This window comes from Acinetobacter sp. MF4642, from assembly GCF_002018925.1.
Lineage (GTDB): Bacteria > Pseudomonadota > Gammaproteobacteria > Pseudomonadales > Moraxellaceae > Acinetobacter > Acinetobacter johnsonii.
In genome coordinates, this window is record NZ_MVON01000030.1 from 1 (window position 1) to 13,940 (window position 13,940).

General features: G+C 39.8%; 16 protein-coding genes. 11 read left to right on the top strand and 5 right to left on the bottom strand.

Translation table 11 applies throughout. From position 1 onward, the window contains the following. Positions 1–617 precede the first annotated feature (617 nt). The 3 genes from MF4642_RS13480 to MF4642_RS13490 all read left to right on the top strand — a co-directional run bounded on the left by MF4642_RS13480 (position 618) and on the right by MF4642_RS13490 (position 2,685). Complete coding sequence (locus MF4642_RS13480; RefSeq protein WP_078426548.1) at positions 618–887, top strand: YARHG domain-containing protein; 270 nt, start codon at positions 618–620, stop codon at positions 885–887. A 30-nt stretch (positions 888–917) separates the two neighbouring features. Continuing rightward, positions 918–1,331 carry an HIT family protein gene (locus tag MF4642_RS13485; RefSeq protein ID WP_004697031.1) on the top strand — a complete coding sequence of 138 codons (414 nt, stop codon included), beginning with the start codon at positions 918–920 and terminating at the stop codon, positions 1,329–1,331. Between the two features lie 271 nt (positions 1,332–1,602). After that, complete coding sequence (locus tag MF4642_RS13490; RefSeq protein WP_004697028.1) at positions 1,603–2,685, top strand: porin; 1,083 nt, start codon at positions 1,603–1,605, stop codon at positions 2,683–2,685. 136 nt (positions 2,686–2,821) lie between these two features. On the opposite strand, the gene MF4642_RS13495 is transcribed toward MF4642_RS13490, so the two are convergent. Then, positions 2,822–3,442 (bottom strand): YidB family protein, encoded by a 621-nt coding sequence (locus tag MF4642_RS13495; RefSeq protein WP_078426549.1) that lies wholly within the window; start codon positions 3,440–3,442, stop codon positions 2,822–2,824. Between the two features lie 107 nt (positions 3,443–3,549). Then, positions 3,550–4,017 carry a DUF6231 family protein gene (locus MF4642_RS13500; RefSeq protein ID WP_004697025.1) on the bottom strand — a complete coding sequence of 156 codons (468 nt, stop codon included), beginning with the start codon at positions 4,015–4,017 and terminating at the stop codon, positions 3,550–3,552. A 34-nt stretch (positions 4,018–4,051) separates the two neighbouring features. Here MF4642_RS13500 and MF4642_RS13505 point away from each other — a divergent pair, with 34 nt between their 5' ends. Next, positions 4,052–4,921, top strand: a complete 870-nt coding sequence (locus MF4642_RS13505) for a DUF2797 domain-containing protein (protein ID WP_004697022.1) — start codon at positions 4,052–4,054, stop codon at positions 4,919–4,921. 82 nt (positions 4,922–5,003) lie between these two features. Here the strand turns inward: MF4642_RS13505 and MF4642_RS13510 are convergent, their stop codons facing one another. From MF4642_RS13510 to MF4642_RS13520, 3 genes are all read right to left on the bottom strand, one after another. Continuing rightward, positions 5,004–6,869: a SurA N-terminal domain-containing protein gene (locus MF4642_RS13510; RefSeq protein WP_004697019.1), complete on the bottom strand. Its 1,866-nt coding sequence runs from the start codon at positions 6,867–6,869 to the stop codon at positions 5,004–5,006. A 131-nt stretch (positions 6,870–7,000) separates the two neighbouring features. Continuing rightward, positions 7,001–7,273: an HU family DNA-binding protein gene (locus tag MF4642_RS13515; RefSeq protein ID WP_004697018.1), complete on the bottom strand. Its 273-nt coding sequence runs from the start codon at positions 7,271–7,273 to the stop codon at positions 7,001–7,003. 168 nt (positions 7,274–7,441) lie between these two features. Then, positions 7,442–7,909 (bottom strand): phasin family protein, encoded by a 468-nt coding sequence (locus tag MF4642_RS13520; RefSeq protein WP_004984677.1) that lies wholly within the window; start codon positions 7,907–7,909, stop codon positions 7,442–7,444. A 193-nt stretch (positions 7,910–8,102) separates the two neighbouring features. Between MF4642_RS13520 and MF4642_RS13525 the strand changes: the two genes are divergently transcribed. The 7 genes from MF4642_RS13525 (at position 8,103) to hscA (ending at position 13,936) form a co-directional block, all read left to right on the top strand. After that, positions 8,103–8,750 (top strand): hypothetical protein, encoded by a 648-nt coding sequence (locus MF4642_RS13525; RefSeq protein ID WP_078426550.1) that lies wholly within the window; start codon positions 8,103–8,105, stop codon positions 8,748–8,750. A 113-nt stretch (positions 8,751–8,863) separates the two neighbouring features. Further along, complete coding sequence (locus MF4642_RS13530) at positions 8,864–9,337, top strand: Rrf2 family transcriptional regulator (RefSeq protein ID WP_004697011.1); 474 nt, start codon at positions 8,864–8,866, stop codon at positions 9,335–9,337. A gap of 1 nt (position 9,338) precedes the next feature. Next, positions 9,339–10,556, top strand: a complete 1,218-nt coding sequence (locus MF4642_RS13535; RefSeq protein WP_004697009.1) for an IscS subfamily cysteine desulfurase — start codon at positions 9,339–9,341, stop codon at positions 10,554–10,556. A gap of 104 nt (positions 10,557–10,660) precedes the next feature. After that, positions 10,661–11,047: a Fe-S cluster assembly scaffold IscU gene (gene iscU, locus MF4642_RS13540; protein WP_004697007.1), complete on the top strand. Its 387-nt coding sequence runs from the start codon at positions 10,661–10,663 to the stop codon at positions 11,045–11,047. Positions 11,048–11,083: 36 nt separating this feature from the next. Next, positions 11,084–11,404, top strand: a complete 321-nt coding sequence (gene iscA, locus MF4642_RS13545; protein ID WP_004697006.1) for an iron-sulfur cluster assembly protein IscA — start codon at positions 11,084–11,086, stop codon at positions 11,402–11,404. 119 nt (positions 11,405–11,523) lie between these two features. After that, positions 11,524–12,039, top strand: coding sequence for a Fe-S protein assembly co-chaperone HscB (hscB, locus tag MF4642_RS13550; RefSeq protein ID WP_078426551.1), 516 nt, complete (start codon positions 11,524–11,526; stop codon positions 12,037–12,039). A gap of 37 nt (positions 12,040–12,076) precedes the next feature. Beyond that, positions 12,077–13,936 carry a Fe-S protein assembly chaperone HscA gene (hscA, locus tag MF4642_RS13555; protein WP_078426552.1) on the top strand — a complete coding sequence of 620 codons (1,860 nt, stop codon included), beginning with the start codon at positions 12,077–12,079 and terminating at the stop codon, positions 13,934–13,936. The last annotated feature ends 4 nt before the right edge of the window (positions 13,937–13,940 follow it).

Consider the following 13,940-nt stretch of genomic DNA (forward strand, 5'->3'; position numbering starts at 1 on the left):
GGATAATCTTTTTCAGATTCAATCAATAATTGAACCGCTCTTTCTCTGATTTCAGGGGTATATTTTAATTTTGTCATCGGAATAGTCTCTCAGAATATTGAGTCTCCGACAAACCCGGTACGGTTCAGCATTCAATAATAAAATAGCAATAGATAAAGCTTTTAGACTATCTAAAATAAGCATGTAAAAGAGTCCATTTAAGACAGAAAAATATCATTAACCGATAATGATACATAAGTACTCAATTCAAAAAAAATGAATAGCTTAAAAAAATTCATTGCTAATCGTATAAAAATGCCTGAAATAGCATTTGAGATGAGGCGAACATTAAAGGTTAAAAAAGCTGACGTACCGAAGCACTGGGCCCTCTCAATGAAATTTAAAACGTTAGAGCCTAAGAAAAGTTGTAAAAATAGGCTAAATTACATAAAAAACATGAATATCCAGTTCTATCTGCTATTTTAAAAGCTCTTGATATATATAAATTTTATGTATTATATGCAGTAATTATGAAGTAAAATTACAATTGAGTAAGAACTCACCATTGAATAAACAGAACAAACCCCTATAAAGTAATAGCGTGACTACATACAATGTTACAAACTGAGGAAATTCTCATGAAAAAGTTGACTGTAGCGGTTTTTGCCAGTCTTGCAACATTCATCGGGGCGCAAAGTTTTGCGGCATCACCTGAGCAAGAGTGTCAAAAATTAAAAGATGATCATGATGTCATTTATGCATCTAAAGGTTTCTGTTTTAAGGACCCTGAAGCGAAAGCAAAATTTGGCAATGATAATTGCTACACCACTAAACCGAAATTCTCTGAAAAAGAGCAACAACGTCTTGACGCGATTAAAGAACGTCAAAAAGAATTAAACTGTAAGTAAATCAGTTTAAGCGAAACTTAAGGAATAGACATGGCTTACGATGAGCAAAACATTTTTGCACGAATTTTACGTGGTGAACTTCCAGCCATTAAAGTATATGAAGATGACCAAGTTCTTGCATTCATGGATATTATGCCTCAAGCAGACGGTCATACTTTAGTCATACCCAAGACACCTGCGGTGACTTTACTCGACCTCCCTGCCGATGCTGCTGCCTACACCATTCAAGTGGTACAAAAAGTAGCAAAAGCCATTGAAGTCGGTTTGGATGCCCAAGGCATTGTCCTCATGCAACTGTCTGGAGCTGCTGCTGGGCAAACCGTTCCCCATGTACATTTCCACCTCATTCCGAGTTCGGTACATGAGCTAGGTAAGCATGCGTTACAAATGGGTGATCAAGAAAAAATCAAAGCACAAGCAGAAAAAATTCGCGCTGCTTTGTAATTCCATCCATTCAATCAAGGAGCTTCGGCTCCTTTTTTAGGTCTAAAAATAAATAAGATCAATAACCTAAGCACTCAAAATCAACCTTAACAATTTATCGCGGAAATGCATTTGACATTGAGTTGTTTAATATTTTTGTAATATTACCTTAATATTAATGACTTATTTGTAATCAATAATGAGCGCCAAGAGACAGAAGTCTGATGAATAAAAAGACGACTGAATAACCTTTTATAGACGAATCAACAAAAAGTCTTTCTTGGAGCTACACATGAAAAAAACACTTTGCGCATTAGCAGTTGGGGCAACTTTACTTACACCAGCTTTAGCGATGGCTGCTGACGTAAAAATTTATGGCCGTGCGCATGTTTCTTTAGACTATCTGGATGATGGCGCTGACTATAACGAAGTTGGTCTTTCTTCAAACTCATCACGTTTAGGCTTCAAAGCTGAACAAAAATTAGAAAACGGCATGACTGTTTTTGGTCAAATCGAGCAAGAAATTAACTTTGCTAGCGGCAACCAAGATGACAAAAGCGTTGATTTTTCTACTCGTGATACCTTTGTAGGTTTAAAAGGTGACTTTGGTCAAGTACGTGCAGGTCGCTTTGACAGCCCATTTAAAGTGGCTCGTGGTCCAGTCAACTTTTTTGGTGACATGGTTGGTGATATCCGCAACGTAACACGTGTTAGTGATCAAAAGTTTGATGAACGAAACGAAAATACCGTTGAATATAAATCTCCTAAATTCGGTGGTGGCTTTAACGTACTTGCAGCTTTATCATTACATCCAAAAACTTCAATTCCAAAAGATGCAACTACTGGTGAAGGTCAGGACGATAATAAAGCTTACGATCTAGCTTTAACTTATAACGAAGGTCCGGTTGACTTTGCTGCTGCTTATGAACGTTACGAAGAAAACTCTGCAATTGGCGCAGGCGAACGTGATGGTTTCCGTGTTGCGGCAGCATATAAAATTACACCTGAATTAAACTTCGGTGGCTTATACCAATACCTTACACATGATTTAGAAGGTACTGCAGCAAAATATGCTGATGCACAAGTATTTGGCGTAGCAGCAGACTATAAAGTGGCACCGAAAACTTATGTACGCGGTCAGGTATTCCACCGTGACGTTGACACCGATGATGCAAACTCTACCCTTTTAGCGGTTGGTGTTGAACATCGTTTAGACAAGGCAGTACGTGTATATGCAAACCTTGCAACCATGTTAAATGATAAAAATGCAGACCTTACTCCTTGGAAAGAAGGTCGTAGCTTTGGTAACTCTGTAAAAGGTGCTAAAGACGAAAACTCTACAGCACTTTCTTTAGGTTTCCGTTACGACTTCTAAGTCTTAACCGAACTTAAAAAACAAAAAAACACGCTTCGGCGTGTTTTTTATTGCAACAACTTATAGGCAAATAAAAGCCAGCAAATTTGCTGGCTTTGTTTATCTAGGTAAGTTTTACAAAGATGATTTTTTAACATTAACGCTTTAAAAAGCCAGATACTAAATTCATCACCTGTTGAATATCCGCGTTGGCTTCTTGAGGGTTGGTTTGTCCTGCCTGCGGGGTGAGTGAGTCAATAATTTGCGGTAACACTTGTGAAATAGCACTATATACATCTTGTTTAGGCGCATTCGCTTGCTCTGCAACTTGCTCCACCGCGGCATCATCAAACAAGTTTTGCACTTGCTCTGGATTTACACTGGCGTTCTCTCCTGATCCTGTAGAAACCCAGTCCTCAACCTGACTGCTTAAACCCTGTCCTTTGAGTTTATCTAAAGCAGCCTGCAAACCACCTTGCTGTTGAATCCATGCCAAAATCAAAGGCAATACCGCAATCAATAAACTTTTTCCACCACCTGCAAATCCTGAGTTCTGCGAGTTTGGCACCTGCTGCGACTGCCCACCAGTCAAACCACCCAACACCGAGCCTAAAATATCACCCAGACCACCCTGTTGTGTTTGGCCTGTACCACCCGCTCCGAGTTGTCCAAGCACCGAACCCAAAATTCCACCCAAACCACTTTGTTGGTTTGACTGTTGCTGACCGCCCATGGCCTGCTTTGCTAAAATTTCTATAATATTATTCAGGTTCGTCATCACTCTATCCTTTCTAGGTTTTTAAACAGCATACGATGTTTAAAAAAACCCTATAGAGATAAATTGTTAATTTTTGCTATGAATGAAAAAATACAGTCGCAGTCGAATCACCAACGGAATTTATTCCAGTTTTCAGGATTCGCCCAAAATTTTGAATTGAACCAGTCAGGCACATGCTTATAGGTCAAAATATTAAATTGCCATAAAGCAAAGTCTTTACCATGCGTCGTTTTATCGATCAGTTGAGTAAAACCTAAAGCACGAAGCAGTTGTTCATCCTGCAATTGACTCACCACCACAATACGCTTTGCCATCAAATCTCTTAAACGCACCAATAGTTGTGATTTTTGTTGTGAGCTTATATTTTGCATTTCTGCCGTATCAAAAAGTACAAAACCTAAATCATAGCGCTGGGTAAAAGGCAGACTTAAAAAGTCAGATACGCTAAAATATTGCCATTGAATAGATTGATGATGATTTGGGCTGAGATCCTGCCCAATGCACAATGCAGTTGAAATAGGCTGTTCTTGAGATAAATCGTCTAGCATAGAAGTAATGACGTTCAGTTCAGCCATAACCGCATCCTTAATATTGAGTGAGTAATTCTGTATGGAACTTCAAGGCATTTGCCATAAAATGCATGCAGGTCTTAAGGACCTTAGTGTAACTGATCAACATACACACAAGGCAAATGTTGAATATAAATTTATCCTAGATCGTTCAGAAGTTGACCTTCCTTTTAACTTGGGTCAAGAAATCGAGATTGAATGGACTGGTAAAATCTTCTGCGTTTCATGTGGTACGAAAACCTCTAAATCGTTTTCACAAGGCCATTGCTTCAAGTGCTTTAAGACCAAAGCCTCTTGTGACATGTGTATTATGAAACCTGAAACCTGTCACTACCACTTAGGCACCTGCCGAGAAGACAGCTTCGCGCATGAAGTTTGCTTTCAGCCTCATATTGTTTATTTAGCTAACTCAAGTGCCTTAAAAGTTGGGATTACACGGATTAGCCAAATGCCAACTCGTTGGCTTGATCAAGGTGCAACCCAAGCCCTTCCAATTATGAAAGTCGGTTCGCGTCGTCTTTCAGGCCAACTCGAAATTATGTTTGGAACACAAGTGGCAGACAAAACCGATTGGCGTAAACTGCTCAAGGGCGAAGCTGAACCACTCGACTTGATTGAAGTTCGCGAACAACTCATCGAAGAATTTGCATCTAAAATCCAAGCCATTCGTGAGGAATTTAGTCAAAACCTTGAGTTCAATGAAACTGTTGAGCTTTTGGAAACCGAACTGCCGCGCGAGTTTGTTTATCCAGTTGAGCAATACCCTGAGAAAATCAAATCCCACAATCTGGATAAAACCCCAGTTATTCGCGGCAAGTTACAAGGGATCAAAGGTCAGTACCTGATTTTAGATACAGGCGTGATTAATATTCGTAAATATTCAGGTTATGAGCTCAAAATTCGTGCCTAAGCTTGTTTATCCTTAAATAAAATTTGTTTATCTACACACATAAAAAAACCTGCACGAATGCAGGTTTTTTTATGTCATACGATTATTTAATTTTTGCATGTGCTTTTAAGTATTGCACATAATCTTCAGCTTCTTGCTGACCACGAAGTTGTTGATATAACTTCGAAAGCTCAGCCAATTGCTCATCCGTCAACGCACTAGACGTCGTCTTGTTTACGTTTGATACCGCTACCACCACCATTTCTGTTGGCAATAATGCTGTTGTTACAGACCACTGTCCTGCTTTTGGTGCCGCTTGGCTAAACGCCGCACGCTCAACTGCACGTGGTAAGCCTTGTGAACGAATAAACACTTGCGGTGGAGTAAAGGTCAAACCGCTCTTGGCAACAACAGATACTGCTGGTTGAGTTTTAAAATCTTTTAAGCTTTGAGCAATTTTAGCTTTAGCAGCATCATAAGCTTTTTGTTCAACCAATTTTGCTTTCACACGTGGTGTTGCTTCTTGAAGCGTTTGGACACCTGCCGCATGATAATCACGTACTTTTGCCCAAACCACATCCCCATTCGGAAGTTGAATGCTGCTGGTCGCGTTACGATCACCGTTTTTAACGTCATCGTTAAACAGTTTCACTTTTACCGCAGCATTACTTAATACAGGATGCTGTGTAGATAAGGTCATGCCTTTTACAGTTTGAACTTGTACACCTTTAACTTCTTGAGACACCACATCTAAAGCATCTGAGTCTACAACCAGTTCATTTAAACTGTTTACAGTATCAGAGAATGCATTGGCTGTTTTATTCTTTTGAACTTCCGCCGTCAAACGTGCTTTTTCATTTTCAAAAGATGGCAACTTCACAGCTGGCGCATCAGTTTCAATGACATGGTAACCAAATTCAGTTTTTACAGGCGCTGATACTTGACCTGATTTAAGTGATGCTACAGCTTGGTCAAAAGCATCACCAAAAGTGCCTTTGTTATAAACTGCTAAAGCACCACCATTCGCTTTAGATGCAGTATCTTCAGAGTATTGAGCCGCAGCTGCTGCAAAGCTTGTTCCTGCTTTAATTTTTGCCACAACCTCTTCTGCACGTTTTTTCGCTTCAGCATCTGTACGTGCATCCGTCGTAATCAGAATATGTTTAACCAAAGGCGCAACATTATCTTTTTGTGCTTCAACAAACTGTGTATAGGCTTGCTGCAACTCCGCATCTGTTACAGGTGAAGCAGCAGCAGGTACATTGGCTGGTGTTAACAGCACATAGTCAACATCTACACTTGCCACTTGTTTAAACATAGCTGGGTGTTGCTTGTAATAGTTTTCAATCTCTTGTGCTGAAACCTTGACGTTCTTTTTATATTCATCAAGATTTACATTGGCAAACTGCACAGTACGCTGTTCTGTTTGTAAGTTAGCAATTTGTTGAATATCTAGTTTACTCACCAATGCATAATCAACAAAAGTCGAACGCATCATTTTTAATGCATGGTCTTGACGTAAGTTTGCAACGAGCGCATCACTACTCATACCCACAGACTGCAAATAGCTTGAATAACGCGTTTCTGAAAATTTTCCATTTTCTTGAAAACTTGGCTGTTGAGCAATCATCTGTTCAATTTGAGTATCACTGAGTGAAATGCCCAGCTTTTCAGCCTGTTGCAATAACAAAGTGTTTGCGATCAGTTGGTCCATCGCCTTATCTTTAATAAAGCTTTGGTTGAGTAAAGTTTCATCCCCATTGGCATAAGTTAAGAATTGTTCTTTAAAGGAAGCGGTTAAGGTCTCTAATTCCTTTTCAGAAATATCTTGGCCATTGACTGATTTTACAGCGTCTTTTGATCCGCTACTAAAATATCCTTCAATACCTACAAGTGCTAAAGGGGTCAAAAACAAAATGAGCAAAGCTTTGCCCAACCAACCCTTAATAACTTTACGAAAAGATTCCATAAGTATTCCAATATTTTATTTGCCCGAGATTTTAACTGAAAAGCAGCAATGAATGAATGTGTTATCGACACATTTTCTAATGTTTAATAAAAAACGCGCCGAAAAGGCGCGTTTAGTATTTATTTAAAAGATTAAGCAACAGAATCTTTTAAACCTTTACCAGCTTTGAAGCTTGGTACTTTGCTTGCTTTAATTTCTAAAGTAGCACCAGTTTGTGGGTTACGGCCAGTACGTGCAGCACGTTCTTTCACGTTGAAAGTACCAAAACCAACAAGTGTAACTGTATCACCAGACTTAAGCGCTTCAGTGATTGAAGCAATTGTAGCGTCTAAGGCCTTACCAGCATCAGTCTTAGACAATCCCCCTTTCTCTGCAATTGCATCAATTAATTCTGATTTATTCATGTGGATCGCGTCCTCTTAATATCGTTTATTTAAGGTCCAAAAATTTAGTATAAATTACCGTAACGCCTTTATAGCAATGCTTTAGGTGAAAACGCAATACTCTGTATATGCTTTTTTGGAAAATAAATCACAAAAAAACGTTGAAAAAGGTACAAAAGCACAACCAGATCACTTTTTATTCACTTTTTCGTTTAACTTCTTATTTTCTTCAATCAAAACATCGATTTTATCATTCAGTTGAAGAATCAGGTTTTCTAAGTACTGAATGTCTTTCACCGTGACCAATCCAATGCGGTTTAAGGAGTGATTTACTCCACGATCCACGATCTTCTCAACCTTGTCTTTAGTATCCGTCACCGATTCACGTGCTTTCTCAGATACCTTTTCAACCGTTTGGTCAGCAATTTCAGTGGTTTTAGATTCTAACTCTTCGCCGACTTGGACCAACGAGTCAAATAATTTATTCCCCTCTTCCTCTGCACGTGAAAAAGCACCCAAACCGGCTAACCAGATTTGCTTGGTATACTTTCTAAAATCCAAACTATTTTTACGATGAAAATGATGCTTAGTTTTTGTTTTTTTTAGTGTTTCATCTTCTTGCGAAATATCATCTAACTCTATATCTGCTTTTTCCATTAACACCATCTCCTGCATGATTTATGTGCAAAAACATCCAAAAAATCTTATAGATTGCACTATACTAGCAAATATTAGACTTGATCGATTTGTAAAACTGTTCTACAAAGCATCTTTATTACATTTTTATTTTTAAGTCTGAAGTTTTTGCGAGCAGGATGCTCATTTCAGGTCAGGATTTAGGTTACTACTTATGAGTGATTCTCAAAAAGAACACAATCAAACACATATGCTACTCACTATGGTGATGATTGTTCTTGAGACGATCTTTTCTCTTATTTTAAAACACGACCGTGTGGTTGCACTTCACTGTAAAAAGTTTGTTGAGCAAAATATTGCGATTAAAATAAATAGCTATCTGCCTTATTTTGACTTCTATATCACCTTTACCGCTCAAGGTGTTTTATTTGATGCCAAAGCACCTGAAAAACCGGTCGACCTAGATGTACGCACCACATTGATGGATTTAATTAAAATTTTCGTCTTTGGAAACCGTCGCAGTATTAAAACCATGCGTATTGATGGTGACATCACCTTAAAAGATGAGTTCCGAGATTTAATTTTACATTTTAGTGCACCTAAAGTTCTTGCCGACTGGAAAAACTGGTTAACTGAACCAACTGATCCACAAAATGTCGTTGCATCCAAAAAACGTATTGCACCTCTTTTAGAGAAAATTGAAGAACAACGTTCTAAAATCAACACTCTACAGGTTGAAGTGAAACAATACAAAAATCGTATCCGCCGTATCGAGCAACGTCAAAAACGTATAAATGTCACATTTTTTGTGTTTTCTATACTTTTGATTGGCTTATTGGTATATAATATTTGGCTTGCATAACTACATAATATTTCAAGCAAATTAAATACGCACAATCCCTATTAAAAAAACTTGACTATTTTAGTCAGGATTCTTAAAATCGGCACATCTAGTCTAATCATGTGTATCGAATCATGCGCTTAACAACTCGCGGACGCTACGCAGTGACTGCTCTACTTGATTTAGCTTTGCAGCCAACTGAACAAACGATCACGCTTGCAGAAATTGCAGCTCGTCAAACTATCTCTGTTGCTTATCTTGAACAGTTATTTGCGAAATTAAAGCGCCACGGCTTAGTTTCTAGTATTCGTGGTGCCAACGGTGGTTACCACTTAGCTCGTCGCGCTGATGAAATTACGGTATTAGCAGTTATTGAAGCTGTAAACGAAACAGTTGATGCCACTCGCTGTGACCATAAAGGCAACTGCCAAAATGGCGCAATGTGCTTAACTCACGATTTATGGCAAGAACTCTCCCATCACATTGCCGACTATCTCGCTAAAATCACTCTTGCTGACCTTGTAGCACGTGACAACGTTCAAAAAGTTGCCATTCGCCAAAACACAGCACCTTCAGATTCAGCCCTTTTATCGGTAACAGGTATTTGACATGAAACGTCCAATTTATCTTGATTATGCAGCAACAACTCCTGTAGACCCTCAAGTCGCTGAACGCATGATGGAATGTCTGACATTTGACGGCACATTTGGCAACCCAGCATCTCGCTCTCATGCTTACGGTTGGCAGGCAGAAGAGAAAGTAGAATATGCACGTGAACAAGTTGCGAACTTGATCAAAGCAGATCCACGCGAAATTGTTTGGACTTCTGGTGCAACTGAATCAGATAACTTAGCTCTTAAAGGCGTAGCACAATTCTATGCGTCTAAAGGCAAGCACATTATTACAAGTAAAATTGAACACAAAGCTATTTTAGACACTTGCCGTGAGCTTGAGTCTGAAGGTTTTGAAATCACTTACCTTGAGCCACTTCCAAACACGGGCTTAATTACCCCTGAAATGGTTGAAGCAGCTATTCGTCCAGACACTATTCTTGTTTCACTTATGATGGTAAACAACGAAATTGGTTCTGTGACTGATGTTGCGGCAATTGGTGAAATTACTCGTGCACACAAGATTTTCTTCCATGTCGATGCGGCGCAAGCTGCAGGTAAAGTTGAAATTGACCTTTCAACAATGAAAGTTGACCTTATGAGCTTCTCTGCTCATAAAATTTATGGCCCTAAAGGTATTGGCGCACTCTATGTACGTCGTACTCCACGTGTTCGTTTAAAAGCGCAAATGCATGGTGGCGGTCATGAACGCGGTATGCGTTCTGGTACACTTGCAACACACCAAATCGTTGGTATGGGTGAAGCATTTGAACTTGCAGGTAAAAACTTAGCTTCTGAACAAGCACGCATTCGCGTACTTCGTGACAAGCTTTGGAATGGCTTACAAGACTTAGAACAAATTTTCTTAAACGGCCACCCAACACAAAACGTTGCGAACTACTTAAACGTAAGTTTCAACTTTGTTGAAGGTGAATCGTTAATGATGTCGTTGAAAGACGCTGCTGTATCTTCGGGTTCAGCTTGTACTTCAGCAACATTAGAACCTTCTTATGTATTACGTGCACTAGGTTTGTCTGACGAACTTGCGCACAGTTCAATTCGTTTCAGTTTTGGTAAATACACCACTGAAGCAGACATTGACCATGTACTTACAGTGACGCGTTCTGCAGTTGAGAAACTTCGTGAACTTTCTCCACTTTGGGACATGTACAAAGACGGTATCGACCTTTCTACAGTTGAGTGGGCTGAACACTAATTTTCCCCATTGAAGTCATCCACATACTGGATGACTTCATTGAAAAATCAAGTTTTGACCCCATATTTAATATTAACGCTGACCCCGAGGTTTGGAGACGCATCATGGCTTATAGCGAAAAAGTAATTGACCATTACGAAAACCCTCGTAATGTAGGTGTATTAGACAAAAATGCTGAAAACGTAGGTACAGGTATGGTCGGAGCACCTGCATGTGGCGACGTTATGCGTTTACAGATCCAAGTAGATGACAACGGTGTGATTGAAGAAGCACGTTTCAAAACTTATGGTTGTGGCTCTGCTATTGCATCAAGCTCTTTAGTGACTGAATGGCTAAAAGGCAAAACTTTAGATCAAGCTCAAGCGATCAAAAACATTGATATCGCAACTGAACTTGCTCTTCCTCCAGTAAAAGTACACTGTTCTGTACTGGCTGAAGATGCTATTAAAGCTGCTGTTGAAGACTACCGCAGCAAAAAATCTAAAGCTTAATTGCTTCGCATTTTAAAGAAAGATTAGGGAGTTTTCATGATCAACTTAACTGAAAATGCTGCAACTCATATCAGCAATTATTTAAAAAATCGCGGTAAGGGTGAAGGTATTCGCGTTGGCGTGAAAACTTCAGGCTGTTCTGGTTTGGCTTATGTGCTTGAATTTGTCGATTCAATTGATGCACATGACACCACCTTTGAGCAGTTTGGGGTGAAAGTATTTGTAGACCCAAAAAGCTTGGTTTATCTCGATGGTATGGAGATGGACTACGTGAAAAATGGTTTAAACGAAGGCTTTGAGTTTAACAACCCAAACAAAAAAGGCGAATGTGGCTGTGGTGAATCTTTCACCGTATAACAGTTCATTAACTTGCTTTTCAACATTAAAACAGTGTGTATCACACTGTTTTAATTGCATTTACATAGAGTGTTTTTGCTTTCGCAATGACCCCCAATTTAGCGCGGAATCCCTCTCCTATGAATCATTTTGAGTTGTTTAACCTCCCAGTAGCACTCGATATTGATTTAGCAACCTTAAAATCAGAATTTTTAAAGTTGCAGCAACAATATCACCCAGATAAAGCTCTCGATAAAGATCAAGCCCTCATAAAATCAAGTGAGATCAATCAAGCATTCAAAGTTTTATCTCAGGTCGATAGCCGTGCAGGATATTTATTAGGATTAAAAAAACAAGATTATCATCTTGATCAATCCATCAATGATTTTGAATTTCTCCAGTCTGCCCTAGAAATCCGTGAACAACTTGATGAAGCACGTTCAGCAGATGAATTACAATCACTCAAATTAGACGTTCAACAATGGATTGATGGTTTAGTCCGCGAATTCAAAATTGATTTTGAAGAGGAAGATTGGACTGAGGCACGTGATGATGTCCGCAAACTTCGCTTCTTTGTAAAAGTCATGCATGACATAGATAAAGCTGAAGATCGTTTTGAAGATGACGATAGCTTTGATTTAGATGATGAATTTTAACTTATTTTTAATTTTTGACGCTCAAAGGATGTAACACATGGCTCTCTTGCAAATTGCAGAACCTGGACAATCAAGTGCGCCACATGAACACCGTATTGCCATTGGTATCGACTTAGGTACAACTCACTCTCTAGTTGCAACTGTACTTTCAGGCAAAGCAAAGGTTTTGCATGATGAACAAGGTCGTGTCTTACTCCCATCGATCGCGCATTATGGTGTAAATCAAACCCAATATGGCGACGAAGCAAAACCATTTTTGACTGCTGATCCTAAAAACACCATCGTTTCAGTCAAACGCTTTATGGGACGTTCTAAAACTGACATTAAGTTTCAACACCCCTACACTTTAGTGGGGGAAGATAATCAAATGCCAGCTTTTGAAACCGCTCAGGGTCGCAAAACCCCTGTCGAAGTGTCCGCTGAAATTTTAAAGCAACTGAAAGATCGTGCTGAAGCGAGCTTAAAAAATGAAGTCAATGGTGCAGTGATTACCGTTCCCGCATACTTCGATGAAGCTCAGCGTCAAGCGACACGTGATGCCGCACAACTTGCGGGTTTAAACGTATTACGTCTTTTAAATGAGCCTACTGCTGCTGCAGTTGCCTATGGTCTCGACCAAGAAACCAATCTTGCGCATGATCACAACTATGTGATTTATGACTTGGGTGGCGGTACCTTTGACGTTTCAATTTTACGCTTTTCACAAGGCGTGTTTGAAGTGTTAGCGACGGGTGGACATACCGCATTAGGCGGTGATGATCTCGACCGTTTAATCGTAAAATGGGCGAAAAAAGAACTCAACATTGAGCAGTTCGATGACACTGAATATGCACACGTTTTAGTTGCTGCACGTAAAGCCAAAGAAGCTTTAACCGACGCAGAAAACGCTCATTTACAAGTCCTAGAACATAGCTTAACTCTTGATCGTGCGACATTTGAAAGCATTATCAAAGTTGCTTTAGATAAAACAATTAGTGTGTGTAAACGCGTCCTCCGCGATGCCAAACTTGAACTCAGCGACATTCAAAACGTGGTTTTGGTCGGTGGCTCAACTCGCTCTTATGCTGTACAAAACGCTGTACGCGATGTATTTGCTCAAGAGCCATTATGTACCATCAACCCAGACGAAGTTGTTGCTATTGGTGCATCGATTACAGCCAATCAGTTGATTGGAAACACAGCCGATGGCGCATTACTGCTTGATGTAACCCCTCTTTCTCTCGGTCTAGAAACCATGGGCGGCTTGGTTGAGCGTCTTATTTCACGTAATACCGCAATCCCAGTTGCACGTCGCCAAGAGTTCACCACCTACCAAGATGGCCAAACAGCGATGTTGATTCATGTGGTTCAAGGTGAGCGTGATTTGGTTGAGCATTGCCGTAGCTTAGGTCGTTTTGTCCTTCGCGGTATTCCACCAATGACTGCGGGCCAAGCTCGTATTGAAGTGACCTTCCAAGTGGATGCCGATGGCCTACTGACGGTTTCAGCTAAAGAAACAACCTCTGGCGTACATGCACAAATTGACATCAAACCATCATATGGTTTGGCTGATAGCGACATGGAACGCTTACTGCTCGATGGTTACAAGTTTGCTGAAGAAGATAAAAATCTTCGTCACTTACAAGAAACCAAAGTTGAAGCAAAACGCGAACTCGAAGCTTTAGAGCAAGCCTTGAAAGTGGATGCTCACCTGCTCACGAATGAACAACAAGTTGCATTAAATGCGGCCAAAACTTCATTAGAAGCAACACTCGAAACAACAGAAATCAAAGCAATTGAATCTGCTGTTGAACAGCTTAAAATACACAGTGATGCTTTTGCAGCAGCACGTATGAATCAGCATATCGATGCAGCGCTGAAAGGCACAAAACTCGACGACTGGTCAAACTCAAACTAATTTA